Origin of the sequence: Rhodococcus sp. AH-ZY2 (genome assembly GCF_030916465.1) — a bacterium.
GTDB lineage: Bacteria > Actinomycetota > Actinomycetes > Mycobacteriales > Mycobacteriaceae > Rhodococcus > Rhodococcus ruber.
The window spans coordinates 5,189,047-5,212,821 of the sequence record NZ_CP126458.1; the positions used below are offsets into that span (position 1 = coordinate 5,189,047).

Here is a 23,775-nt window from a genome sequence, read left to right on the forward strand (position 1 = left end):
AGCAATGGGAAGGGAGGCCGCCGTCGACGGCGGTCTGCCCGGCGGTCCGGGAGGTGAATCGGTCGGCCGACGGGACGAGGACGGTGGACTCAGACATGACGGGAGCCGCCGTCCACAGCGATGGAGTGACCGGTCACGTAGCGGGCGCTGTCGGAGAGCAGGAACAACAGCGGGCCGAGGACCTCTTCCGGGGAACCGAGGCGGTGCAGCGGCACGACGTCGAGGGCGTGCGCCAGCGCAGCCGGATCGTCCTGCACCCACCGCGTCATCTCGGTGTCGATATAGCCGGGAGCGATCGAGTTGACCCGGATGCCCTTGTCGCCGAACTCGACGGCGAGGGCTTCGGTCAGATGTGCGACCGCGGCCTTCGACGTGCAGTAGGCGCCGCGGCCCTTGCGGACCCGGAGCGCCGACACCGACGACATGTTGACGATCGCCCCACCGGGCTGCAGGTGGCGGGCAGCGGCCTGCGCGCCGAAGAGGACACCTTCGACATTGACGTCGAGTGTCGCGGCGATCTGCTCGGGCGAGATCTCCTCGGCCAGGGCGAAGGGGAAGATGCCCGCGTTGTTGACCCAGAAGTCGATGCGTCCGAACGTCTGCAGCGCCACCTGCGCGAGGCTCTCGTGGTCCTCGGCGTTCGTGACATCGACGCGTGTCCCGAGCACAGTACCGGGCTGGTCCGCCAGGGAATTCGCGGCGAGCGCGGCGTTGATCTCGTCGGCGGTTTCCTTCATCTGCACGTCGTCGATGTCGGCGGCGACGACGTGTACGCCGCGGGTGGCCAGGCCCTGGGTGAATCGAGCGCCCATGCCCCGGGCGGCGCCAGTGACGACGGCGACCTTGCCGACCATTTCCGGGTACACGGTGGTCAGCGCGGTGGTGACGGTGCGGCCCGGGTTCTGGGCGTCGGTGGTGTCGGTATTCATGGTCGAGGTCCTCCAGGAGAGCGGTATCGAAAGGAGTACGAAAGGTCTTGTGGATTTTCAGAAGTCGTCGCGACGGACGGTGCGTCGCGCGATCCGCCAGGCGCCGTCGTGGCGGACCACCCGGTCGGTGAGGGTGGTGAAACGCACCACGCGCGATTGCCCACCGCGGACCGTGGCCACGATCTGCAGATAGGCCCGCACCGCGAGGGTGTCCCTGTCGCCGGGCTCGACGTCGACGTTGGTGATCACATGCCGGTGCACTTCGCCGGCCGCGGTCGCGGCCGCGAGGAACCGCTCGGCGAACGCCGTGAGCTCCTCGGCACCGACGACGGGCGCCGGGTAACTGGGCGAACAGAACTCCCCGTCCGGGGTGAACGTCCGCGCCCACTCCTCGGCCGCGCCACCGTCGATGAGGTGGCTCTGCCGAGCGTAGAGCTGGTGAAGCTGCGCGAGCACCGTCGCGTCGACATCCGTATCGCTGGGCGTCATGACACTTGAACCATTCTCACTGTGTGCTATTATCGCACTATGTGTGCGACTAAAGAATACGCTAGGTGGTACGGTTCACACCTGTCAAGGGAGGCATGGTGATGACACAGGTGGGGTCACGGCCGGAGCGAACGGCCGACTCGGACATCGTCCGCGTACAGCCGGACTCGGGAATGTCGAAGACACTGCACCACGGGCTGGAAATCCTCGAACTGCTTGCTGCCCATCCGCGCGGACTGACGGTCAGCGAGATCGCGGACGGGATCGGCGTACACCGCACGGTCGCGCACCGGCTGATCCGCACGCTCGAGGCGCACCGATTGTGCCGGCGCGACGACCGCAAGCGGATCTCGCTCGGCACCGGGCTCGTGACGCTTGCCGACTCCGTCGAGCAGGACCTGCGTACCCTCGCGCGGCCGATCCTCGAGGAACTCGCGGACACGGTGGAGGCAACCGCCCACCTGGTGGTGCGTGAATCGGAGTCCGACGTGCGCGCGATGATGGTGGTCGAGCCGCGACGATCCAGAATGCACATCGCATTCCGGCCCGGCCAGGTGGATCCGATCGACCGTGGCTCCGCGGGCCTGGCGATCCTGGCCTCGATGCCGCCGACGGACGGTGAACGCCCCGAAGTCGGCGCGGCACGCCACCTCGGTTATGCGCTATCGCAAGGCGAAATCATCCCCGCGGCCATCGGCATCTCCGCCGCCGTCCCGAGTCGTCCCGGCGGCACACAAGCTGCCGTGGGCATCTCCGTGTTCGAGCTCACGGCAGGAGAAGAACAGCTCGCCGCGGCCGTCATGGCCGCCGCGGGTGCCCTGGGAAATCTCTTGCACTGAGGCCAAGATTCCGCTCTCCCTCGAGAAGTATGCGCGAAGTCATCTGCGCAGTGTCTGAGCCCGGCCGACGGCGTGCCTCCAGGTTGGCGGGCAGAACCGTTCCCACCCCGGGGGTCGCCCGAGGAGCGAGTCGACGGGGATGTCGAGGGCTTCCGAGGCGAGGGAGGTAACACTTCGGGGATTTGTCCGATCAATCCGACCGGTAGGTTTATTTCACTGAATCGAGGTCTTCGTGAAGCGTCTTGTTGCCGCTGTGTTCGGCTGCACCGCTCTTACCCTTGCCGTACCGGCCACGGCGAACGCTGCTCCCGGCAGTGTCGACGACATTCCCAGCCTTCTCGGTGCCGCCCTCAACTGCAATTTCCTCGACGGTGGCTCCAGCAAGTGTGGAGTCATCCCCACTCCGCCGCCCGGCGCGTTTCCGGCGGCGAGCGCCACGGACGTCCCGCTCGCCGCCGTCAGCGATCCGGAGCCGGCGGTGGACTGGGAGCACGTGTGGTTCCACGAGCAGTGCCGGTTCGCGCCGCTCACCCCGAAGTGCGTCGTCCACAACGTCGTCGAGACCGTCACTACGGGATCGGCCGGTAATCGGGACACCCCGTTCGCTTCCTCGTAGCCTGACCGAGTCCTTCGGAATGGGAGTCCGCGTGATCGGCTGCTGAGCCTTGACCCGACGCGTTGTCCGTGCGGACCCAGGTCCGCAGGGTCTCGCTGCTGATCCCCAGGTCCGAGGACACTGCCGCGTAGGTACGGGTGCCGTCGGCTGTGCGAGGCAACGCGACCGCGTCCCGGTGGAACTCCTCCGTGTACCGAGACCGACGTCCCATGTGAACATCCCTCCTGGTTCCTCCACGAACCATTGTCAGGGTGTCCACTCCCGAGGGGGCAGGCTCAGTGCGTCGGGCGACGGTGTTCGGCCGGTGCGAGTCCTCCACCGGTATCGAGCCGTTCACCGCTAGGGTCGATCAAGTCATGACACGCGAGCCGCACGCGTCGGCCCGGTGCGTGTTCTGGATTGTCGACAACGGTTCCTCGCACCGCGGTCGATCGGTTGGCGCAGCGGTATCCGAATGCGGTGACGGTCCATACCCGGTGCATGCGTCGTGGCTCGATCAGGTCGAAATCTACTTCTCCATGGTGCAGCGGAAGGTTCTTACTCCCAATGACTTCCCCGATCTCGGGGCAGCCGAAGACCGCTTGTCGCGGTTCGCGGAGTGTTACAACGCCACTGCCACGCCGTTCCGGTGGCTCTATACCCGCACCGACCTGCACGGCATCTGCAGCGGCTCGACGACCACGACCGACTCCTCGATGCCGCATGACCCCCGATGAACTTCCGGCAACAACCACATAGTCGCCACCGCCGCCCGGATGTTGCGCATGAAGGGCACCCGGCACCGCTGCCACGACGAACCCGCAAATTGCTGTGCCACGGCGGCTTTGAGTTGCGGTGCGTGGTGCGGGTGGCGGTGCGCTCGTCGCGGCCGGCGCCGAGCTTCTCGGTGGCCTCGGCTTCGATCAACGCCTGCAGACCGATGCGGATCAGTTCGGCGAACACGTCCGCACTGTCGGCGCCTTGAGCGCGTCGAGTTGGGCGAGCAGGGCAGAATCGTCGTGGGTCATCGCGTAGTCGACGCCCACGTCACGGGCCCGGTCGATGTCTCGTCGGGCATGAACCGGTTGACCCTCGAGGTCGGGGCCGACCTGCGCGTCGCGGGGAGGGGTGGTGACCCGGCCCTTCGACCGCGCCGACTTCTCCCCGCACTGCGGGCACACGCCGACCCACCGAGGATCGGTACCGAGCCGGACGATCCGGCTGCCGTCGTCGACGCACCGCACCGATTCGACGACGACGCCGCCGAGATCGAGCAGCAGTGAACCACCGTGGAGTATGCCCGCGTTCCTTGCTGGTCTGGTTGCCTGAACAACACCCAGCTCACAAGGGCGCGGGCCCTTTTTCGATCACCGACACGGCACGGGTCGGGCAACATCACGCCCCTACCGACTGCGAAGAGCCGCGTTTCCGCCAAGGACTACGTGGTCGGACGAGGAGCCATAGCCAGCTCGGAATCTGTAACTCGTTGCGGTACATCATGAATGAGGATAATCGTGCTTGTCCACCACAGCTGATGGGGGCTCGCAGGCCTGCCGCCGAGCAAGGGCCAAGCGTCAGAACATGTCGATGGTGTGGACTGGGGGTTCAGAGTCTCGGTATTCGGGGCAATTCCGGTAGAGGGAGCGGCGGGGGCGGGGGAAGTGTCGGCAGCTGGTACTGCGGCAGACCGGGAATGAGGGGGGCTGGTTCCGGGGGGGGCGGCGGAGCCGATGTGTCGGCCGGCGCGCTGTTCTGCGTCTGAGGGGTGGTAGGGGTCTGTGTCGGATTCTGTGTCTGCGGCTGGTACGTGGTGGGCGCCTCGGTCGGTGCGGGGATCCTCGACTTGTCGAGCACCGGCGGGGCGGCTTCCGGAGGCGGGGTCAGGTCGGCGGTCGTAGCGGGCTCTGGCGGGGCGGTGGGCTGTGCGTCCCGTTCGGAATCCGGCAGCAGGACGGTGCCGAGGCCGATCGCCGCGACGACGGTGAGGACACTGCCGGCGAGAAGGAGGCGCCGACGTGTGCGCGGTGGTGCGGTCTTCTCGACGGTGTGCCGGGTTTCGACGGTGTTGCTCGTCTCGTGTGGCGCGGATGCCTGCGTCGGGGACATCACCACGCCGGCGGCCGGGCGGGCCAGCAGTGCCGCACCCTCGGCCGCGACGAGTTCGGGCTGTGCGGGCACGATCACCGGGACGTCCAGCCAGGACTCCATCACGGAGGTGACCAGCGGAATATGCGCACCGCCGCCGATGAGCACCGCGGCGTCGGGGGTGCGCCCCGAGCGGCGGATGACGTCACGGGTGAGGCGGGCCGACGTCTTCACGGGGCCGTCGATGAGCGACTCGAAGCTGTCCTGGGAGAGCAGCAGCAGACCGCCCTCACCGGGCATGCACACCGCGCCGGTGGTGGACAGCTGCTCCTTCGCGTCGCGGCACCGGGCGGTGAGGGCGAGCCGTGCTGCCGTGTCGGCCGGCGGGGTGAAGCGGTGCAGTTCCAGGTGGTGGTCGTAGATCAGCCGGTCGACGAGGTCGCCGCTGATCCGCTCCGAGCGTGCGGTGCTCAGCACGATCCCGGTGGTGCGGTCGACGACGGTGACGGTGAGGCCGGAACTGCCGAGGTCGTAGAACACGAGCGTCTCGTAGTCGCCGAGATCTCCGGACGTCTCCAGCATCTCGAGCGCGGCCGTCACTTCGGGGACCAAGTGGAAGTGGCCGATCTCGAGTCGGGTCATCGCGGCCTGGACGGCACCGGCCTGCGCCTGGTTCCGGTACGCGACGCCGATGGCCTGGACCTCGTCGATCTCATCGGTTTCGGTGAGCACCGTGTCGAGAGATGCGGCGGTCAGGTCCCCCGGGCGTTCGAGGGTCGCGGTCACCGACCGTGATCGGAAGATCGGACCATGGGGGCTCTCGGTGTCGCGGCACGCGAAGCGCACAGCGCTGGCCCCGACCGACACACCGAGAACTGACGTCATGGCGCCGACTATAACGGTTCGGTCACGGGTCGCGCGCACGGAGCAGGCCGAGCTCGGCGCTGCGGACGATCGAGGCAGTCGGTGCGCTCGCCGATCGGTGCCGTGCCCCTTCGGCGTGGCCTTCCGCATCTCGTCGCAGCTCAGGGTGTCGCGGGGAGATCTGGCGAACGCCGACACGGGCACGGTTCGGAGGTCGACGGTGGGCTCGACAGTGAACTCGACGTCCCCTCGCGACCGAAAGTCCGGGACCGGGTGTGCGCATCCTCCGAGACTGTCGACCGCGCCTTCGATCGGTGCCCGGGACCGGGATCGGCCTGGTGTGAGGGCACGTCCCGGGCCGAGGCGGCGGGGCGCCCGCGACGTCGGTGCGACGTGCGGTCGCGACGGTGGTTCGGGCCCCGCGGGCGGGCGCACCACCCGGTTCGGTGCCGGTCCAGTACGGTTTTGGGAATTATGTTGTTTTGCAGTGAGTTTCGTGAGCATCACTACCCGGGACGCGTACGCGGCTCAGTCGGATCAGCCCGCGACGTCGTGCAGATGGTGCTCGACGTCGTGCAGCAGATACTGGCTCAACTGCACAATGGTGAACCTCCGGCCGTCACTGCGCAGGCCGTCGCGCCGCCAGTCCTCGACGCCCTCGATGATCTCGACGGTCTCGTCGGTACGTAGAGCGATCTGCCGGGCCACGTCGGCGGGATCTGCCGCCCAGAACCGCCGACGGATCGCCTCGGCCTCGCCGTCGTAATCGGCGAACGTCGGAGTGTTGTCGGTGATCATCGCCTGCACTCGTTGTCCGAGGACGACGATGAGGTCACGCGCGTGGGAGGCGTACTCGAGCGCCGACCACACCTTCGGAGCGGGCCGCTCGGCGACGTTCGGCCGCCGCAGCACGGCCTGCCAGCGTGGCACGCAGGATCGCAAGCGTTCACCGGTCGTGGTCGGATCGTGCAGCGTGTACCCGCACTCGGGGCACCCTCCGTCGAGCACGAAGGTCCAGTCACGAGTGTCGGGATCGGCGGGTTCGGGCGCGATGTCCATAGCCCCATGGTGCCGCTGTACGGGCTCTTCCGGATCTGGAGCGCTGTCCCGGCTACCCGGACGGATCGTGCGTGTGGTCGTCGAGTTCCTCTCCGGCCCGCGGGCAGAGAATCCTCACCGGATGAGCAAGCCGCTGCGTTACGAGCTGGAGGGCCTGCGCAGCGCCCGCCGCGGCGACTACCGCATCCTGCTCCGTGTCGACGACGAGCACCGTGTCCTCCTGATCGTCGGCGTCGACCCCGCGCCCACATCTACCGACCCGGAGACCGCTGAGCTGGTCCTGCGGCTGGGCTACGCACGGCTGCAGCGGTCCGTGCAGATCACCCCGGACGTAGCCGTAGCGGTTGCCCGTGTTCGCCGGCGGCGAGGACATGACGCGGGGTTCGCCGAATCGTCGATCGTCCGAGGCTGCAATTCGGTACGAGGATTCCTCTCCGCGCCGGCTGACGTTCACGGATTGCGGTGATCGGTCACGCGTACGGCGGCGCAAGGAACCGGGAAGCACGGTATCCGCGTCGGGCGGCTCTATATGGTGGCGCGCAGGGTGCAGACCACCCCGGCGTGATCACTCAGCTTTCCGGCCTCGTCACTGCCGGCCCAGGTCCGCAGACCGGTGCAGGGCAGGTCGGAGGCAAGGTGATCGATCAACGGTCCGTGCTCGACCTCGCCGCCGGTGTGCAAGGTCCATCGGTCCGTTACTTCGAGCAGCCGCTCGAACACCCGGATGGGTTGGCGTCGCCGGGGGATCCGCTGGTTGAAGTCGCCGGCGACGATCGTGGGGATCCGCGGGTCGAACTGGGCCGCCAGCTTCTCGATCTGGCCGCAGCATTCGAGGTGCTCGGACCAGTTCGTCGCATCCCGGCGCCCGGTGGTCACATGCGCGCTCGCCCACGGGATGCACACCGCCAGCACCCGGATCGGGCCGAGTGGGGCGTCGGCGATCGCGGTCAACACGCGACCGGCCCCGGCCCCGGTGGGCAAGGTAGTGAGGTCGGTGAGCGGCCACCGGGACCACAGCAGCGTCTTGCGGCGCAGCGGATGCGCGGTGGTGTCGTAGCCCCAGTCGGTACCGGCGTCGGCGACATGACCGCCGTCGGGGAGCAGGTCGCGTTGGCCTTCGGTGACGATCAGCAGGTCCGCATCCGCCTCGCGCAGCAGGTGCCGGATGCGCTGTCCGCGGGGGCTGGAGGCGGTGGCCCACATGGTGTTCCAGGTCGCGACGGTCAGTTCGGTGTTCTCCACACCGGCACTGTACGAACAGGCGGCGACACGACCGACAACCCACACGGGTGACGTGTCCCCACCTTCGGAGTCCGAATAGCGTTCGGTCTCGCAGTTACCTTCCGAAGATCGACAGCACTATGGATCAGGGTGACTCGGTAGAGATCGAGCCGGGCAAGGCCTGGGTGCGGGGAGGGTGCGCGATGGTGGCAGTCGGTGCTGTGATGAGGAGGTGATCGATTCTTCTTGCGGGCCGAGCCTGCCCTCCGCTGTCGGTACCGGCACGCGGGAGGGAGAGGGGTGGGAGCAGGCGCTCGCGTCCCGGGTGGTGGTCGAGCGAGCTACGGGTGTGTTGATGGAACGTCATCGCCTGACCGCCGAGGATGCCGGTGGTGTGTTGGTGTCGGCGTCGCGGGAGGCGGGGATGCCGCTGCTGGAGTTGGCGCAGTCGGTGCTCGGTTCGGGCCGGACCGACGAGCCGCCGGTGATCCGGAAGATGTTGGCACGTCCTGGCGAACCCGCCGCGTTGCAGCGCGCGATCGCCTTCATCGACGCTCACGCCGAGTCCCGGATCCGGCTGGCGGACATCGTCGCGGCTGCCGGGATCGGTGCGCGGGCGCTTCAGTACGATTTTCTGCGCCACCATCAGATCACGCCGCTCGGCTACCTGCGCCGGGTGCGGCTGGAACGAGCCCACCGCGATCTGCTGGCTGCGGATCCGGCCGGCGGTGACACCGTGTCCGCGATCGCGGCCCGTTGGGGCTTCGCCAAGACGGGACGTTTCGCCGAGCAGTACCGTGCCGCCTACGGCCGGCTCCCCAGCCAGACCCTGTCCGCGTGACCGACCGCCCTTCGGCGCCGGGGCGGAGCGGCCCCGGATCGGATCGTTCGGGTGCTGGAACGGACCCCGGTATTCGTCGTCGCCGCCGTCGAAAACGAATACACTGACCCCCGGAACGAACAGATGTGGTGGGTGTGTTCCGCCTGGGTGCACCGCAGGTGCGCTCCGGGCGCCGAGTGTGCCGGTGGGCTCCGAGGGCGGTCCGCCGCCTTCCTGCTCCCTGCGGTGGCCGCGCCCGGTCACAACCGCCGACGGGGCGGGTCGCGCCCTGGCGCAGGGGGCTGGGGACGCCCATGCCCGCCTCCGTCGGCGGTCGGGTCGTTCTCGACCGAACCCGGGTCGCCTCGCCGGAACTGCGAAGTTCGCCGTCCGTTTTCCCCTATCCGGAGGATCCGTCTCGATCGCTCCCGGCGCCGTCGTTGCGGTCGCCGTCGTCGTGATCGGTGGCGTGGCCGGGGTCGGTTCGTGGGGTGGGGCGGTGCCGGTCCGGGTGGGTGCCGTCCGGGCGGGCCGCCGACGGCGCACAGCCGTCGGTGGCGGCCGACGGTGGCAGGTCGGTGGAATACGGAGCGCGCGGTGGGGCGAGTTCGTCGAGCCGTTCGTTGATCGCGTGGGCGAGGAGGTCGTGCTGCAACGGCGGCAGTGGCAGCAATCCGCTGAGATACGCCTCGATCTCCACCTTGCCGGCCTCACCACCGAGACCGAAATACCGCAACCACAACTGCTCGACACTCAACCCACTGGCCCGTAGCGCCGCCAGGAACCGGTGGCGATCGCTGCCGTCGGGCATACTCCGCATCGGGCGGGGGCGGTGCTCGGGATAGTGTTCCATCGCGCGACTCACGACTGCTCGAAGACAGTAGCGAGGATCGCCGCGGCCACCTCCCGCATCGGGGTGTGCTCACGCTCGGCGGACGCGAGCATCCATCGCAGCGCCTCGTCCGCGCCGAGGTGCTCGCGCAGCATCACGATCCCTTTGGCGATGGCGATCAGGTCCCGGGTGCGTAGCGCCTCCTTGAGCTGATCGCCGAGTCGCTCGGAGCCGGCGAGGGTGGACGCGTTTGCCAACAGCAGAGCGACCTGGGCGGCGAACCGCCGCAGTAGATCCTCGCTGGCGCCGGTGTAGGCATGCGGACGCGCCGAATACACCTTGATCGCACCGAGCGTGCGGTCGGCCGAGACCAACGGGGCGCTGAGCACGGCACCCATTCCGGCTCGCGCGGCCAGTGCCGACCACCGCGGCCATCGCGATTCGGTCGCCAGATCGTCGACCCGCACCATGACCCGGTCCCGCAGCGCAGTCAGGCACGGTCCTTCCCCGAGTTCGTACTGCAGCGCATCGAGCCGCTCGACCACCGGATCGGTCGCCGCCGTCGTGGTCTCGGCGCCGTCTCCGGCGAGCAGCGTGATGCCGGCCCCGACCGAACCGGGCAGGGTGTCCTTGGTCAGCGAGGTGGTCAACTCCACCACACTCGAGAGGGTCTGTTCCGACAGCGCCAGCCCCGACATTCCCGCATAGACCGCGGCCAGGGCGTCCGACTCCGGCTTTCGTGGAGGCGTCATCGCGTGCCTCCTTCGGCCGGTTCCCGCGGCCGCCGCTGCGACCCGCTCACCTCGAACCTACCCGTCTCGGTGCGTCGATGCGATGCTTGCCCGCCTCGGTCACCGCCGGCTCGGATCCGGTGCCGACTCGCGCGCCTGTCCGCCTGCGCGCGGACATCCACTCCCAGGGTGTGCCGAAAAACGAATATGCTTACCCGAAAGCGAAGTCGTGCGGTGGTCGACCTGTTCGCCGACGGTTTCACTCAGCCGGGGATCTACTGTGCCAGAGACCGCGAGGACCGCTATGCACCGGCATCCGCTCGATCCGTCGATCACTTCCACCGTCTGCTGGTATCGGCAAGCTCCGGCCACCGCCGCAGAGATCACCTCGCTGCGCCGCGCCCTGGCCGGCTGGCTCGCCCGCATCGGTGTCGACGACCGATGCCGCCAGGACGTCGTCGCCGCGGTGTACGAGGCGTTGGCCAATGTCGTCGAACACGCCTACCCCGGCCGGGACGCCGGCGTCCACGGTGGGGTGGTGGAGGTGGATGCGACCTTCGTCGCCCACGAGCAGGACCTGGAGATCACCGTCGCCGACCACGGCCGGTGGCGAGCCGGGATGCGCGCGTCTCACACCGGGTCTCGGGGCCGGAGGCTGGAGCTGATCGCGGCGCTCACCACCCACACCCGGGTGAGTACCGCCGGAACCGGCACCACGGTCACCATGTCCTGGCAGGCGGACCTGCCGGTCTGACTGCGGCGCAGGCTCGGTACGGACTGCCTCCGAGCGACGGGTCGTCGAAAATACCGCCCAACCGGTTGTTCACGCGCGTATGGTCCCCTTGTGGGGGAGACATTGTGGCCGGTCGACACGGATTCCGTGTCCGTGCCCGGGTATCGGTGCCCGGCGTGTGGGGCCGACGCTGTCGCCGTGGCCGAGGTGATGTCGTTTGCGGACGGCTCCCGCCGCGACATCGGCGTCGTGGGGTTCTGCGCCCGCGGGTGCGGCTGGGGAGGGCGACTCGGATAACGACATCCCCGCGACGCACGAGCCGGGCACGGGAAGGGCGGTCTGCAGGTCCGGGGCGGCGACAGGATCGAGCCTGCGCGCAGCTCGCGCCGTCGAGTCGTGTCAGGCGAATCCCTCACAGTGCTGTCATGCACTCGGTATGATCTCTCACAGCCACCGTCACCCCCCTGCACGGTGGCCCAGACCCCGCCGGAGTTGCCCCAAGCTCTCTCCGGCGGGGTTTGTCGTCCCACGAACTCCGTCCTCTTCACGGCTCTGCTGCCGCATCCGACACGCCGGCCGGTCCGGGGGCCGCGCGTGCACGACTCGACCCCCGCCTCCGCGACGTCGCCGACGGTTCGACACCTCGGTGCGCCGACCGCGCGGCACAGGTGTGCAGAGGACCAGCCCGCCCTGTGACAAGGGCCACGCTGCACGGTAGGTTGGTGTAACCGCCAGAACTACTCACCAGTAGGGGTTCGACATGCCAGCTCCCAGCGCTGCCACCTTCGCCCGGTTGGCCGAGCTCATCGCCATCCCGGACGCGGCGAGCCGTCCCACCCGCTCGGTCGTGGAAGCTTTCACCGGTCGTGAACTCGCGACGGTCCCGGTCGGCACCGCCGACGACGCCAGAGCCGCCCTCGAGCGTGCCCGCGTCGCGCAGGCCGACTGGGCGCGCCGCTCCGTCGAGCAACGCGCCGAGATCTTCCACCGCTACCACGACCTCGTGCTGGCGCACCGCGAAGAGCTGATGGACATGGCCCAGGCCGAGACCGGCAAGGCTCGCGCCTCGGCGCAGGAAGAGGTCCTCGACATCGCCCTGACCGCGCGCTACTACGCGCGGACCGCTCCCAAGCTGCTGCGTCCGCGCCGCGCCACGGGCATGCTGCCCGGCCTGACGAGGACCACCGTGCACTACCACCCGAAGGGGGTCGTGGGGGTCATCGCGCCGTGGAACTACCCGATGACCCTCGCGGTCTCCGACGCGATCGCCGCACTGCTCGCCGGCAACGCCGTCGTCCTCAAGCCCGACAGCCAGACCCCCTACTGCGCGCTGGCCGTCGTCGAACTGCTCTACCGGGCCGGCCTGCCGCGCGACCTGTTCGCCGTCGTGCCCGGACCCGGCTCCGTCGTGGGCACCGCCCTCGTCGAGAACGCCGACTACCTGATGTTCACCGGCTCCTCGCAGACCGGCAGCCTCCTCGCCGAGCAGGCGGGCCGTCGCCTGATCGGGTTCTCCGCCGAGCTCGGTGGCAAGAACCCGATGATCGTCACCGCCGGGGCGAATCTGCGTGAGGTCACCGACGCCGCCGTGCGGGCGTGCTTCTCCAACTCCGGGCAGCTGTGCATCTCCATCGAACGGATCTACGTCGAGAAGTCCGTCGCCCCCGAATTCATCCGCATGCTCGGCGAGCGGGTGCGGAACATGACGCTCGGCCCGGGCTACGAGTACGGCGTCGAAATGGGCAGCATGGTCAACGAGACCCAGGTCAAGGCCGTCTCCGGACATGTCGACGACGCGGTCGCCAAGGGCGCCACCGTCGTGGCCGGCGGCAAGGCCCGGCCCGACCTCGGCCCGCTGTTCTACGAGCCGACGGTGCTCACCGACGTTCCCGAGGACGCCGAGTGCTACCGGGAGGAGACGTTCGGTCCGCTCGTGTCGGTGTACCCGGTGGACAACGTCGAGGAGGCGATCCGCCGCGCCAACGACACCGAGTACGGACTCAACGCCAGCGTGTGGGCGGGCACCAAGGCGCAGGGCGAGGCGATCGCGGCGCGGGTGCGGGCCGGCACCGTCAACGTCGACGAGGGCTACGCGCCCGCATGGGGCAGCACCGACGCACCGATGGGCGGCATGGGCATCTCGGGCATGGGCCGGCGCCACGGCGCGGAGGGCCTGATCAAGTACACCGAGCCGCAGACGATCGCGACGACCCGGGTGATGAATCTCGGTGGACCCCGCGGGGTTCCGCCGAAGCTGTGGTCGAAGGTGATGCCGCCGTTCGTCAAGGCGATGCAGTGGCTGCCGGGTCGGTGACCCGCGGCATTTCGCCGAGCCGGACACGAACGGTGCGACGAACGGGATAATCCTGGTGTGGGCGATCGCCAGGTGCTGCACGGTGCGACGGCGAATCTCCGCGTCCAGCGGCGCCGTCTGCTCGCGTGGTACCTGGCGATCAGCACCGGGCTCGTCGCAGTAGGAATCGTTGCGGCCCTGCTCGATCCAGCGGTCGCGCGATCCGGCAGCTTCGCCGGCATGGCCTCGGCGCTGGCGTTGGGCATCGCCGGGCTGGTGATCCTGCGGTGGACGCCACGGCGTCTGGGGCGCACCCCCATCGTCGCCGCCACCGCGTGCGCGGTCGCCGCGATGCCGGCGGTGATCGCGTTCCACGTCGACCCCTCCCGCATCCTCATCAGCGTCATGGGCTCGATGTTCCTGTCGATGTATCTCGCGGCGTTCTGGCCGCCGCGGCAGGCCGTCCTGTGGATCGGGACGCTCACCGCCGCCACCCTCGGCGCCGCGGCCCTGGCCCCGACGCGCCTGCTGTGGGTCGGTTACGTGGTCGTCGCCGCGGCGCTGCTCGGCTCCGGTGCGATCTTCGGGGCCGTCGGGCGCCTGCTGGTGAACGCGGCGACCCGAGATCCGCTCACCGGGCTGCGCAACCGCGCCGGCCTCGACCTCGAACTGCGATCGCGGCCGCGCGACCGCGGCGCCTGGGTCTGCCTCGGTCTGCTCGACGTCGACGGGTTCAAGGCGTTCAACGACGAGCACGGGCATCCCGCGGGAGACGCCCTGCTCCGCGACGCCGCCGAGGCGTGGGCGCAGCAGGTGCCGCGCGGCGGGATCCTGGCCCGCCTCGGCGGCGACGAATTCCTCGTCGTCCTCCCGGACACGGACGAGGAGGAAGGGCGCGCGGTGCTCGAGGGCCTGGCCCGCGCGAATCCCGTGCCGGTCAGCTTCGGGGTCGCAGCCGGCGTCGTCAGCGACCCCATGGACCTGTACCACGACGCCGACATGGACCTGTATCGGGCGAAGGCCGCGGCTTGGGCTCAACTGCCGGACCGGCTGGCCCCGTTGCCCCTGCCGGATGTCCTCGATCTGCTGCCCGTCCCCATCCTCGCCGTGCGCGACGGCGGGACCGTCGCCTACGTCAATCCGTGCTTCGCCACGCTGTTCGGCGTCGACGCCCGGAACGTGGAGAACCGGCCGCTGCACGAGGTCCTCACCGGCGGCACCTGGCCCGACAGGTCTGTCACCGTCCGCTCGCTGCACGACCGGACCGGGCAGCTGTGCGAGTTCGGCCGGCCGGACGGGACCGTGGTGCAGGCGACGGTCGGCGCCGCCCGGATCCGGTGGGAGAACACCCTCGCGACGCTGGTGGTGCTCGGCGACGTCACCGAACAGCCCAGTTACGTGTCCCGGTGACCGCCGCTCGGTGACCGCGCGGATCCGGTTCGGCGACTACCCTTTCAGGTGTGCCGCGCACGGTGACGCTGTTCCTCGCCGGGGACGTGATGACCGGCCGGGGCGTGGACCAGATCCTCCCGCATCCCGGAGGGCCGAGGTTGCGGGAGTCCTACGCGCAGGACGCCCGGGACTACGTCGAGCTCGCCGAGACCCGCAGCGGGGTGATCCCGCGGCCGGCGGGCTTCGACTGGCCGTGGGGCGTCGCGCTGCCGGTGCTCGACGAATGCGCCCCGGACGTGCGGGTCGTCAACCTGGAGACGTCCGTGACCACGTCGCGGGACTACGCCCCGGACAAGGGCATCCACTACCGGATGAACCCGGCGAACGTCGGGGTGATCACCGTCGCGCGGGTCGACGTGTGCACGCTCGCCAACAATCACGTGCTCGACTTCGGTGTCCGTGGTCTGCGCGAGACCGTCGAGGTCCTCACGGCGGCGGGACTGCGGCTCGCCGGTGCGGGCGACGACGACCGGGCGGCGTGGCGGCCGGCGACGGTCGCCGCCGGATCGCCCCGGGTGCGGGTGTGGTCGGTCGGTGCGGTGTCGAGCGGGATCACCCCGTCGTGGGCCGCCACGCCGACGCGGCCGGGAGTGGCCCTGCTGCCGGTGTCGGAGGCGGGCGCCGACGAGCTGCTCGCCCGGATCGACGCCGACCGCGGGGCCGGCGACGTGGTGGTGGTGTCGGTGCACTGGGGTTCCAACTGGGGCTACGCCGTGCCGGACGCGCACGTGCGGTTCGCGCACCGGCTGATCGACGGCGGCGTCGGCGTGGTGCACGGGCACTCGTCCCATCACCCGCGCCCGCTGGAGATCTACCGCGGCAAGCCCGTGCTGTACGGGTGCGGCGACCTGATCAACGACTACGAGGGCATCGGCGGTTACGAGCGCTTCCACGACGAGCTGCGGCTGCTGTACCTCGTCACCCTCGACGCGGGCACGGGGGAGCTGCAGGAGGTGCGGATGCTGCCGGTGCAGGCGCGGCGGATGCGGCTCGAGCACGTCACGCAGTCGCAGCAGCGGTGGTTGCGCGCGACACTCGCGGAGGCGTCGGCCGGCTTCGGCACCCGCCTGCAGGCCGGGGACGACGATCCGTGGATCCGGATCGCCCGCTGAGGCCGCGTGGTCAGCCGCCGGGACGCGGCACGGGCACACCGTCGACGACCAGGTCCACCTTCTCGTCGTAGAACGCGATGTGGCCGGCGATCGGTGCGACGGCGGGAAGGGGATCCGGGTACGACCACGCGAGGTTCTCGGCCCCCGGTGGTCCGGTGAAACTCCAGTACCGGGCCGTGCCCTTGTAGGGGCACTCGGTGTGCAGGTCCGTCTCTTCGAGCACCGAGAAGTCGACGTCCGCGGACGGGAGGTAGTACCGCACGGGCAGCCGGGTTTCGAACAGCAGCACGGGCTTGCGGGTCTCGGCGACGACCGCGCCGGCGATCGACACCTGCACGTGCCGGCTGCTGGGCAGCGCCTCGACGCGGTGGTACGGGTTGCGGAGACGAACGAAGATTTCCGGGTCCTCCTCGTGTCGGGTGCCTCGACCCGACGGTACCCCGACAGTCCCTGCGCCGGGGCCCGGATCACCCGGCGGACACGCGCTCGTCGTCGCGCGTGACGGCGTAGACGTCCGGGTCGAACGCCGACACCCGGCGCCGGAGCGCGGCCGACGACCACGGCCAGTTGAAGCTGTTGCGGCCGTTGACGTCGAAGAAGTAGCTGCGGCATCCGCCGGAGTTGTAGACGGTGCCCGGAAGGGCGGCCTGAACCTCGTCGTCGAAGGCGTCCTGGGCCTCCCGGCGCACCTCGAAGGTGCGCCAGCCGCGGCGCAGGGCCGTGTCGATGGCCGTCACGACGTGGTCGAGCTGGGCTTCGAGAATGAGGAAGGCCGAGGTGTGGCCGGTGCCCAGGCTCGGTCCGAGCAGGACGAACGCGTTGGGGAAGCCCGCGACGGACGAGCCGAGGTACGCCCGGGGGCTGCCCTGCCAGTGCTCGTCGAGACTGCGGCCCCGCCCGTCGAACACCCGGCCCGCGATGGGCATGTCGAGGATGTGGAAGCCGGTGCCGAAGACGATCGCGTCGACCTCGGCTTCGCTGCCGTCCCCGGCGATCACGGTGGAGCCGCGGACCTCCTGCACCGCCGCGGGGTGGACCTCGACGTTGGGCCGGGTCAGGGCGGGGTAGTAGGTGTTCGACATGAGCAGCCGCTTGCAGCCGAGGGTGTAGTCGGGGGTCAGGGCCCGGCGCAGCCGCGGGTCGCGCACCTGCGCGCGGAGCTGCGCCCGGCCGATCCACTGCAGCCGACGCATGAGCCACGGGTGCCGGAAGCCGAGGCCGAGGGCCTCCATCAGGCCGTATTCGATCGCCTCGACCAGCCGTCGCGCACCCGGGAGACGGGTGAGCAGCCGGCGCTCGGCCGCGGACAGGTGCCGGTCGGGTTTGGGCAGCACCCACTGCGCCGTCCGCTGGTACAGGTGCAGGCGTGCGACGTCGGGAGCGATCTCGGGGACGAACTGGACCGCCGAGGCGCCGGTGCCGACGACGGCGACCCGTTTGCCGCGCAGGTCGTAGTCGTGGTTCCAGCGCGCGGAGTGGAACACCTCGCCGGGGAAGCGGTCGAGACCGGGGATCTCGGGCACGAGCGGTTCGTTCCACGGCCCCGCGGCGGCGACGAGGAAACGCGCCCGGACGGTGCCGGCGGTGGTGGCGAGCGTCCAGCGGGCGTCGACGTCGTCCCAGTCCGCCCTCAGCACCTCGACTCCGAACCGGACGTGGGACGTCACGCCCTGTGCGGCGGCGGTGTGCTCGATGTAGTCGCGGATCTCCGGCTGCCCGGCGAACAGGCGGCTCCAGTCGCGGTTCCGCGCGAACGAGTACGAGTACAGCAGCGACGGCACGTCGCACGCGCAGCCCGGGTAGGTGTTGGCGCGCCACGTCCCGCCGAGGCTGTCGGCCTTCTCGAGGACGACGACGTCGGTGATGCCGCGCCGTCGCAGGGCGATCGCCGCGCCGATGCCGGAGATCCCGGCACCGATCACCACCACCCGGTGTTCGTCCATCGTGTCGCCTCTCGTCTGCGTCCATTCCGAATACCGTCGGTATTCGGATAACCACAGTATCCGAATTCGGGTCGCTCCGGTACCGTCGAGTCGTGGCACGACAGACCCGGCAGCAGACCCAGGCACGCACGCGCGAGGAGCTGCTCGCCACGGCCACCGAGCACTTCCTCGACCGTGGTTACAGCGCGGCGTCGCTCGAGCAGATCGCCGAGGACGCCGGCTATTCCAAGGGCGCGGTGTACTCGAACTTCCGCAACAAGGACGAGTTGTGTTTCGCGGTGCTCGACCGGATCCGGGCCGAGCGCATGGGGGAGATCGCCGCGACGCTCGAGGCCGGTGCGTCGCTCGACGACGTGGTGGCCGCCTTCGGCGCCTGGGCCGAGCGCACCATCGGCGACCGGCGCTGGACCCTGCTCGAGATCGAATTCTCGGTGCGCTCGCGGCACGACGAGGAGATCCGCTCCCGGATCGCGGCCGGGGCCGCCGGGGTGCGGACCCTGATCGCCGAACTGATCCGGTCGCTCGCCGCACGGTTCGGCCTCGAACCGGCGATCGAGCCCGAGCAGGCGGCGACGATGCTGCTCGGGCTCGGCATCGGCCTCGGCCTGCAGCGCGCGATCACCCCCGACCTGCCGGCCGCGGCCCTCACCGGCGCCGTGCGGGCAGTGCTGGGAGTGGGGCGGTGAACGGTTCGATCCGTTACCGGGCCTGGTAGGTCAGGCAGTTGGCGGCGTGCTCGCCGCTGCCGCTGCCGCCGACCCGGATCTCGCTCGCGGTGCACTCGAGATCCTGGTTGTGCATGCAGTCGGCGCGCTGGCAGGCGCCGACCATGCTGGTGACGGTGTCCAGGCCGCCCTTCGTCGACAGCGGGATGAACGTCTCGCAGTCGGCGCTGCCGTTGTGGCCGGCGACGTTGATGGCGTAGGCGTGGCAGCCGTCGTGGTTGTAGGAGCAGGTGCTGACGCTGCACTCGGTGACGTGCGGCATTTCCATCGTGGTCATGATCGAACCTTCCCGAAAGGGGGGTGTCCACTGAGGGCTGCCCACCATGCTAGTGCCGCACCGTGCCTCCGAACAGGGTGCTCGGACAACGGATGTCGTTGATACGCCGCCTATTTCGGGCACGCCGATGTTGCGCAATACCTGCCGGGTCGCGTCGTGCCCCGGCTCGGGTCCCGGTCGCCGGGCGCCCCACGTCCGTTGACATTGACGTCAACGTCGACGCATGCTGTGCGGGTGACCACGAGCGCAGCCCAGGAACGGGCCCGATCCGCGCGACGCGACAGCGACGGACCCCGCCGGCGGGAACTGCTCGACGCCGCCCGCGACTGCTTCGGCGAACTCGGCTACGAGCGCACCACCGTCGCGGTGATCACCGAACGCGCTGCCGTCTCCCGCGCCACCTTCTACGCGTACTTCTCGTCCAAGGAGGAGGTGTTCCGCGCCCTCGCCACCCTCGTGTGCCGGCAGTTCCTCGACGCCCAGCACGTGGAGGGGCCGACGGTGGACGATCTGCGGGAGGTGCTGCGCACGACGACCCGGGCCTCCATCGAGTCCATGTACGTCAACGGCCGCATCCTCGAGCTGATCGAGCACCGTGCCCGCCTCGACGACGAGGTGGGCACGGAATGGGAGAGCGTGCGCGAGCGGCTCGTCGGGCGCTACGTCCGCTTCGTCGAGCGTATCGACGCCACCGGCGACGTCACGCTCAGCGCGCATCCCGAACGGATCGCGCGCACCCTCGTCGACGCCCAGCGCGTCGGCGCGGTGCGCCTGCTCGACGCCCCGAGACAGGAACAGCTCTCCTACATCGACGACATGATCGCGATGTCCGAACGGCTCATCGGCTTCCGCTGACCGGCCCCGACCGACAGGACCCCCGACACCCATGCTGCTCGTAGCCAACCGCGGCGAGATCGCGCTGCGCGTCGTCCGTTCCGCCACCGAACTCGGCATCGACACCGTCGCCGTGTATGCCGAGGACGACGCCGACAGTCCCCACGTCGCCGCCGCCACCCGCGCCGTCGCGCTGACCGGCGCCGGGCCCGCCGCCTACCTCGACGGCGCGGCCCTGCTGCGCGCCGCCACCGAGACCGGCTGCACCCTCGTCCACCCCGGATACGGATTCCTCAGCGAGAACGCCGAATTCGCCGAGTCCTGCGCCGCGGCCGGGGTGACGTTCGTCGGACCCGATCCGCAGGTGCTGCGGGTCTTCGGCGACAAGGCCGCCGCCCGCCGCGCCGCCGTCGCCGCCCGGGTGCCCGTGCTGCCCGCCACCGACGGGGGCGTCACCGTCGGCGCGGCCCGCGACTTCCTCGCCGCCCACCCCGGCGGCATCGTCCTCAAGGCCCTCGCCGGCGGCGGCGGCCGCGGCATGCGGGTGGTGCGCGACGTAGCGACCCTCGACGACGCCTTCCGCGCGTGTACCACGGAGGCGGAACACGGTTTCGGCCACGGCGCGTTGTTCGCCGAGGCCCTGTGCGACCGGGCCCGGCACATCGAGGTGCAGATCGTCGCCGCGGCCGACGACGCGGGCGGGGTGCGGGCCCTCGCGCTCGGCGACCGGGACTGCAGCGTGCAGCGGCGCCACCAGAAACTGGTGGAAGTCGCTCCCGCGCAACGGCTCGACGCGACCGTGCGACGCGCGCTGCACGAGGCCGCGGCCCGGCTCTGCGCGTCGGTAGGGTACCGCGGTCTCGCCACCGTCGAGTTCCTCGTCGCCGGCGATCAGGCGGTGTTCCTCGAGGTGAACCCGCGAATTCAGGTGGAGCACACGGTGACCGAGGAGGTCACCGGAATCGACCTCGTCGCGACGCAGGTGGCGATCGCCCGCGGTGCCCGGTTCGGCGAACTCGGCCTGCCCGGCGGCGTCACCGCCGACGGCGCCGGGGTGCGCGGCGAGCCCGCCGCCGCACAGGGCATTGCCGTCCAGGCCCGCGTCAACACCGAGGCCATGCGCCCGGACGGGCGGGCCGTACCCGCGTCCGGCACGCTCACCGCGTTCACCCCGCCCACCGGCCCGGGCATCCGCGTCGACACCTACGGCCGTCCCGGGCTGACGACCAGCCCGCGCTACGACTCGTTGCTGGCCAAGGTGATCACCCACACCCGCATCGACGACTTCGCCGCGGCGCTGCGCAAGACGGACGCCGCACTCGGGGACCTGCTCGTCGCCGGGGTCGCCACCAACACCGATTTCCTGCAGAACATTCTGCGCGACAAGGACTTCGCCGCCTGCGACGTGCACACGTCGTGGCTGGACGAGCGGATCGCCGACCTCGCCGTCGCCGGCCCCGACGACGCACCCGTCGTCGCACCGGAACTGCACGCCGGGGAGGAGGCGGTGCGTGCCGACATGGTCGGCACCGTCGTCGAGACCGCCGCCGACGGCGACGCGCTCACCGCGGGCGCCCCCGTCGTCGTGCTCGAGGCGATGAAGATGCAGCACGTGGTGTCCGCGTCCGGACCCGCCACCGTGGTGCGGCTGCTGGTGCGGCCCGGACAGACCGTGCAACCGGGGGAGGTGCTCGCTGTGGTGCGCGCCGGGTCCGGCGACGCGGCCACCGGCGACGGGGACGCGCGGGACCTCGACGCCGTACGCGACGACCTCGCCGAGATCCGGGACCGGCACGAGCGCACCCTCGACGCCGCCCGCCCCGACGCCGTGGCCAAACGGCACCGGGTCGGCCGCCGCACCGCGCGGGAGAACATCGCCGACCTCGTCGACGACGGCACCTTCGTCGAGTACGGGCCGCTCGTGCTCGCCGCGCAGCGCAGCCGGCGCAGCGAAGAGGACCTGATCGCCAACACCCCCGCCGACGGCCTCGTCGGCGGTCTCGCCCGCATCGACGGCGCCGAATCGGTGGTGCTCTCCTACGACTACACCGTCCTCGCCGGCACGCAGGGCATGCGCAACCACGCCAAGACCGACCGGCTGCTCGAGCTCGCCGCACGACGCGAGGTGCCGCTCGTGCTGTTCGCCGAGGGCGGCGGCGGGCGCCCCGGCGACGTCGACGCCGGACCCGGCCAGGGCCTGGAACTGTCGACGTTCCGGGCGATGGCCGCCCTGCGCGGGCGCGTGCCGACGATCGCGGTGGTCTCCGGTCGGTGCTTCGCCGGCAACGCCGCCCTCGCCGGCGTGTGCGACGTGCTGATCGCCACCCCCGAGGCCAACATCGGCATGGGCGGGCCCGCGATGATCGAAGGGGGCGGCCTCGGCGTCTTCCGGCCCGAGGACATCGGCCCGGTCGACGTGCAGCGCCGCAACGGCGTCGTACACCTCGCCGCGCGCGACGAGGCGCACGCCGTCGAACTGGCCCGGCACTACCTCGGCTACTTCACCACCGCGGCGGACGACTGGCAGGCCCCCGATCCGCGGCTCGCGCGGCACGCGGTTCCGGAGAACCGGTTGCGCGCCTACGACGTGCGCGCCGCGATCGACGCGATCGCCGACGTCGGCTCCGTGCTCGAACTGCGCGGCGACTACGGCGTCGGCATCGTCACCGCCCTGATCCGCGTCGAGGGCGCGGCGTACGGGGTGCTCGCCAACAGCAGCCACCACCTCGGCGGCGCGATCGACGCCGAGGCCGCCGACAAGGCCGCCGACTTCCTCGAACTGTGCCAGGCGCACCGCCTGCCCGTCGTGAGCCTCTGCGACACACCGGGATTCATGGTCGGGCCCGAGTCGGAGAAGGAGGCCACGGTCCGCCGGTTCGGCCGGCTGTTCGTCGCCGGTGCGCGCCTGACCGTCCCGTTCGGCACGATCATCCTGCGCAAGGGCTACGGTCTCGGCGCCATGGCGATGGCCGGCGGCTCCTTCCACGCCCCCGAGTTCACGGTGGCATGGCCCACCGGCGAGATCGGCGGCATGGGACTCGAGGGCGCGGTGCGGCTCGGCTTCCGCAAGGAACTCGAGGCCGCACCCGATCAGGCCGCGCGCGACGAACTGTTCGCGCAGCTCGTCGCCGCCGCCTACCAGCACGGCAAGGCGTTGCAGGCCGCGACGATCTTCGAGCTCGACGACGTCATCGATCCCGGCGACACTCGGGCCTGGGTGTCGCGGCTGCGCATGTCCTGAGCCGGGCTGGGTACCCGTCCGGCACCGACGTGAGGGAGGTGCCGGTGAGCAGGCAACCGGGAGCCGAGGAGTTCGTGCCGGACAGCACCGACCTGGCCGAGCTCGCCGCCGCGGCGGGCGACTGCCGCGGGTGCGAGCTGTACCGGAACGCCGAACGCACCGTGTTCGGCGCCGGACCGGCGAGCGCCCGGCTCGTGCTCGTCGGCGAGCAGCCCGGCGATCAGGAGGACCGCGCGGGGGAGCCGTTCGTCGGCCCCGCCGGGCGGCTGCTCGACCGGGCGCTCGAGGAGGCGGGCATCGACCGCGGCGAGGTGTACGTGACCAACGCGGTCAAGCACTTCAAGTTCGAGCGGGCCGCGGCCGGCGGGCGCCGCATCCACAAGAAACCGGCGCGCGGCGAGATCGTCGCGTGCCGGCCCTGGCTGGTCGCCGAGCTGCAGGCCGTGCGACCCGACGTGCTCGTGTGCCTCGGCGCCACCGCGGCCCAGTCGCTGCTCGGGCCGTCGTTCCGGGTGACCGCCCACCGCGGGGAGATCCTGCACCCGGACGTGCGGGTCCCGTCGGATCCGGCCGTCGTCGCCACGATCCACCCGTCGGCGATCCTGCGCGGACCGAGCGCGCAGCGGGAGGAGGCGCTCGCCGGGCTGGTCGCCGACCTGAGGGTGGCCGCCGGCGTGCTGTAGGCATCCTGCCGCAGCGCC

General features: G+C 70.5%; 23 protein-coding genes and 3 pseudogenes. 13 read left to right on the forward strand and 13 right to left on the reverse strand.

Features of this window, described 5'->3' with window-relative positions; all coding sequences use genetic code 11:
* Nucleotides 1-89: 89 nt before the first annotated feature.
* Entirely contained in the window at nt 90-929 is an 840-nt protein-coding gene (locus tag QNA09_RS24815; protein WP_040272801.1) for an SDR family NAD(P)-dependent oxidoreductase, read from the reverse strand.
* 57 nt (nt 930-986) lie between these two features.
* A complete protein-coding gene (locus QNA09_RS24820; RefSeq protein ID WP_040272803.1) occupies nt 987-1,418 on the reverse strand; it encodes a nuclear transport factor 2 family protein in 432 nt (143 codons plus the stop codon).
* 95 nt (nt 1,419-1,513) lie between these two features.
* Here QNA09_RS24820 and QNA09_RS24825 point away from each other — a divergent pair, with 95 nt between their 5' ends.
* Together QNA09_RS24825 and QNA09_RS24830 are read left to right on the forward strand one after the other, a co-directional pair.
* Nucleotides 1,514-2,257, forward strand: a complete 744-nt coding sequence (locus QNA09_RS24825) for an IclR family transcriptional regulator (protein WP_010595927.1) — start codon at nt 1,514-1,516, stop codon at nt 2,255-2,257.
* A gap of 232 nt (nt 2,258-2,489) precedes the next feature.
* Entirely contained in the window at nt 2,490-2,873 is a 384-nt protein-coding gene (locus QNA09_RS24830; RefSeq protein ID WP_225222946.1) for a hypothetical protein, read from the forward strand.
* Here QNA09_RS24830 and QNA09_RS24835 read toward each other — a convergent pair.
* On the reverse strand, nt 2,827-3,117 hold the full coding sequence (locus QNA09_RS24835) for a transposase (protein WP_119699277.1): 291 nt from the start codon (nt 3,115-3,117) through the stop codon (nt 2,827-2,829). The two genes, QNA09_RS24830 and QNA09_RS24835, sit on opposite strands and share 47 nt — an antisense overlap.
* A 7-nt stretch (nt 3,118-3,124) precedes the next feature.
* Here QNA09_RS24835 and QNA09_RS24840 point away from each other — a divergent pair, with 7 nt between their 5' ends.
* On the forward strand, nt 3,125-3,589 hold the full coding sequence (locus QNA09_RS24840) for a transposase (RefSeq protein WP_225222975.1): 465 nt from the start codon (nt 3,125-3,127) through the stop codon (nt 3,587-3,589).
* 112 nt (nt 3,590-3,701) lie between these two features.
* Here the strand turns inward: QNA09_RS24840 and QNA09_RS24845 are convergent.
* From QNA09_RS24845 to QNA09_RS24860, 4 genes and pseudogenes are all read right to left on the reverse strand, one after another.
* Nucleotides 3,702-3,880: pseudogene (locus QNA09_RS24845) on the reverse strand (transposase); the annotation flags it as partial.
* A gap of 69 nt (nt 3,881-3,949) precedes the next feature.
* Nucleotides 3,950-4,197, reverse strand: a pseudogene (locus tag QNA09_RS24850) (ISL3 family transposase); the annotation flags it as partial.
* 260 nt (nt 4,198-4,457) lie between these two features.
* Entirely contained in the window at nt 4,458-5,822 is a 1,365-nt protein-coding gene (locus QNA09_RS24855) for an Hsp70 family protein (protein WP_119699278.1), read from the reverse strand.
* A 516-nt stretch (nt 5,823-6,338) separates the two neighbouring features.
* The gene (locus QNA09_RS24860; protein ID WP_059174689.1) at nt 6,339-6,860 is read right to left on the reverse strand and encodes a hypothetical protein; all 522 of its coding nucleotides are present in this window, start codon (nt 6,858-6,860) and stop codon (nt 6,339-6,341) included.
* Here QNA09_RS24860 and QNA09_RS24865 point away from each other — a divergent pair.
* A pseudogene (locus QNA09_RS24865) lies at nt 6,853-7,133 on the forward strand (type II toxin-antitoxin system RelE/ParE family toxin). The gene QNA09_RS24860 and the pseudogene QNA09_RS24865 sit on opposite strands and share 8 nt — an antisense overlap.
* Before the next feature lie 252 nt (nt 7,134-7,385).
* Here the strand turns inward: QNA09_RS24865 and QNA09_RS24870 are convergent.
* Entirely contained in the window at nt 7,386-8,102 is a 717-nt protein-coding gene (locus tag QNA09_RS24870; RefSeq protein ID WP_051009399.1) for an endonuclease/exonuclease/phosphatase family protein, read from the reverse strand.
* Between the two features lie 175 nt (nt 8,103-8,277).
* Between QNA09_RS24870 and QNA09_RS24875 the strand changes: the two genes are divergently transcribed.
* Nucleotides 8,278-8,922 carry a helix-turn-helix domain-containing protein gene (locus QNA09_RS24875; protein ID WP_228287143.1) on the forward strand — a complete coding sequence of 215 codons (645 nt, stop codon included), beginning with the start codon at nt 8,278-8,280 and terminating at the stop codon, nt 8,920-8,922.
* A 379-nt stretch (nt 8,923-9,301) separates the two neighbouring features.
* Here the strand turns inward: QNA09_RS24875 and QNA09_RS24880 are convergent, their stop codons facing one another.
* On the reverse strand, nt 9,302-9,712 hold the full coding sequence (locus tag QNA09_RS24880) for a hypothetical protein (protein ID WP_234420151.1): 411 nt from the start codon (nt 9,710-9,712) through the stop codon (nt 9,302-9,304).
* A 50-nt stretch (nt 9,713-9,762) separates the two neighbouring features.
* Nucleotides 9,763-10,485, reverse strand: a complete 723-nt coding sequence (locus QNA09_RS24885) for a GAF and ANTAR domain-containing protein (protein ID WP_119699279.1) — start codon at nt 10,483-10,485, stop codon at nt 9,763-9,765.
* Nucleotides 10,486-10,768: 283 nt separating this feature from the next.
* On the opposite strand from QNA09_RS24885, the gene QNA09_RS24890 reads away from it, so the two are divergent.
* The 4 genes from QNA09_RS24890 (at nt 10,769) to QNA09_RS24905 (ending at nt 16,054) form a co-directional block, all read left to right on the forward strand.
* A complete protein-coding gene (locus QNA09_RS24890; protein WP_119699280.1) occupies nt 10,769-11,218 on the forward strand; it encodes an ATP-binding protein in 450 nt (149 codons plus the stop codon).
* Nucleotides 11,219-11,957: 739 nt separating this feature from the next.
* On the forward strand, nt 11,958-13,511 hold the full coding sequence (locus QNA09_RS24895) for a succinic semialdehyde dehydrogenase (protein ID WP_010595939.1): 1,554 nt from the start codon (nt 11,958-11,960) through the stop codon (nt 13,509-13,511).
* A gap of 57 nt (nt 13,512-13,568) precedes the next feature.
* The gene (locus tag QNA09_RS24900) at nt 13,569-14,900 is read left to right on the forward strand and encodes a GGDEF domain-containing protein (RefSeq protein ID WP_010595940.1); all 1,332 of its coding nucleotides are present in this window, start codon (nt 13,569-13,571) and stop codon (nt 14,898-14,900) included.
* A gap of 50 nt (nt 14,901-14,950) precedes the next feature.
* Nucleotides 14,951-16,054 (forward strand): CapA family protein, encoded by a 1,104-nt coding sequence (locus tag QNA09_RS24905; RefSeq protein ID WP_119699281.1) that lies wholly within the window; start codon nt 14,951-14,953, stop codon nt 16,052-16,054.
* 10 nt (nt 16,055-16,064) lie between these two features.
* Here QNA09_RS24905 and QNA09_RS24910 read toward each other — a convergent pair whose 3' ends face one another.
* Together QNA09_RS24910 and QNA09_RS24915 are read right to left on the reverse strand one after the other, a co-directional pair.
* Nucleotides 16,065-16,391 carry a DUF427 domain-containing protein gene (locus QNA09_RS24910; RefSeq protein ID WP_119699282.1) on the reverse strand — a complete coding sequence of 109 codons (327 nt, stop codon included), beginning with the start codon at nt 16,389-16,391 and terminating at the stop codon, nt 16,065-16,067.
* A gap of 130 nt (nt 16,392-16,521) precedes the next feature.
* Nucleotides 16,522-17,997, reverse strand: coding sequence for an NAD(P)/FAD-dependent oxidoreductase (locus QNA09_RS24915; RefSeq protein ID WP_119699283.1), 1,476 nt, complete (start codon nt 17,995-17,997; stop codon nt 16,522-16,524).
* Between the two features lie 92 nt (nt 17,998-18,089).
* Between QNA09_RS24915 and QNA09_RS24920 the strand changes: the two genes are divergently transcribed.
* Entirely contained in the window at nt 18,090-18,683 is a 594-nt protein-coding gene (locus tag QNA09_RS24920) for a TetR/AcrR family transcriptional regulator (protein WP_040272819.1), read from the forward strand.
* Between the two features lie 13 nt (nt 18,684-18,696).
* Here QNA09_RS24920 and QNA09_RS24925 read toward each other — a convergent pair whose 3' ends face one another.
* Entirely contained in the window at nt 18,697-18,999 is a 303-nt protein-coding gene (locus tag QNA09_RS24925; protein WP_010595945.1) for a DUF1540 domain-containing protein, read from the reverse strand.
* A 228-nt stretch (nt 19,000-19,227) separates the two neighbouring features.
* Between QNA09_RS24925 and QNA09_RS24930 the strand changes: the two genes are divergently transcribed.
* From QNA09_RS24930 to QNA09_RS24940, 3 genes are read left to right on the forward strand one after another with little or no spacing between them, the layout of a single operon-like run.
* On the forward strand, nt 19,228-19,854 hold the full coding sequence (locus tag QNA09_RS24930; protein ID WP_119699284.1) for a TetR/AcrR family transcriptional regulator: 627 nt from the start codon (nt 19,228-19,230) through the stop codon (nt 19,852-19,854).
* Nucleotides 19,855-19,885: 31 nt separating this feature from the next.
* On the forward strand, nt 19,886-23,074 hold the full coding sequence (locus QNA09_RS24935; RefSeq protein ID WP_119699285.1) for a carboxyl transferase domain-containing protein: 3,189 nt from the start codon (nt 19,886-19,888) through the stop codon (nt 23,072-23,074).
* Between the two features lie 44 nt (nt 23,075-23,118).
* Entirely contained in the window at nt 23,119-23,757 is a 639-nt protein-coding gene (locus tag QNA09_RS24940; protein ID WP_119700258.1) for a UdgX family uracil-DNA binding protein, read from the forward strand.
* Nucleotides 23,758-23,775 lie beyond the last annotated feature (18 nt).

Coding starts and splice junctions, on each gene's coding strand:
- QNA09_RS24935 (WP_119699285.1), top strand. CDS start 19,886: ATGCTGCTCGTAGCCAACCGCGGCGAGATCGCGCTGCGCGTCGTCCGT.
- QNA09_RS24895 (WP_010595939.1), top strand. CDS start 11,958: ATGCCAGCTCCCAGCGCTGCCACCTTCGCCCGGTTGGCCGAGCTCATC.
- QNA09_RS24890 (WP_119699280.1), top strand. CDS start 10,769: ATGCACCGGCATCCGCTCGATCCGTCGATCACTTCCACCGTCTGCTGG.
- QNA09_RS24855 (WP_119699278.1), bottom strand. CDS start 5,822: ATGACGTCAGTTCTCGGTGTGTCGGTCGGGGCCAGCGCTGTGCGCTTC.
- QNA09_RS24835 (WP_119699277.1), bottom strand. CDS start 3,117: ATGGTTCGTGGAGGAACCAGGAGGGATGTTCACATGGGACGTCGGTCT.
- QNA09_RS24915 (WP_119699283.1), bottom strand. CDS start 17,997: ATGGACGAACACCGGGTGGTGGTGATCGGTGCCGGGATCTCCGGCATC.
- QNA09_RS24820 (WP_040272803.1), bottom strand. CDS start 1,418: ATGACGCCCAGCGATACGGATGTCGACGCGACGGTGCTCGCGCAGCTT.
- QNA09_RS24885 (WP_119699279.1), bottom strand. CDS start 10,485: ATGACGCCTCCACGAAAGCCGGAGTCGGACGCCCTGGCCGCGGTCTAT.
- QNA09_RS24925 (WP_010595945.1), bottom strand. CDS start 18,999: ATGACCACGATGGAAATGCCGCACGTCACCGAGTGCAGCGTCAGCACC.
- QNA09_RS24860 (WP_059174689.1), bottom strand. CDS start 6,860: ATGGACATCGCGCCCGAACCCGCCGATCCCGACACTCGTGACTGGACC.
- QNA09_RS24825 (WP_010595927.1), top strand. CDS start 1,514: ATGGTGATGACACAGGTGGGGTCACGGCCGGAGCGAACGGCCGACTCG.
- QNA09_RS24815 (WP_040272801.1), bottom strand. CDS start 929: ATGAATACCGACACCACCGACGCCCAGAACCCGGGCCGCACCGTCACC.
- QNA09_RS24880 (WP_234420151.1), bottom strand. CDS start 9,712: ATGCCCGACGGCAGCGATCGCCACCGGTTCCTGGCGGCGCTACGGGCC.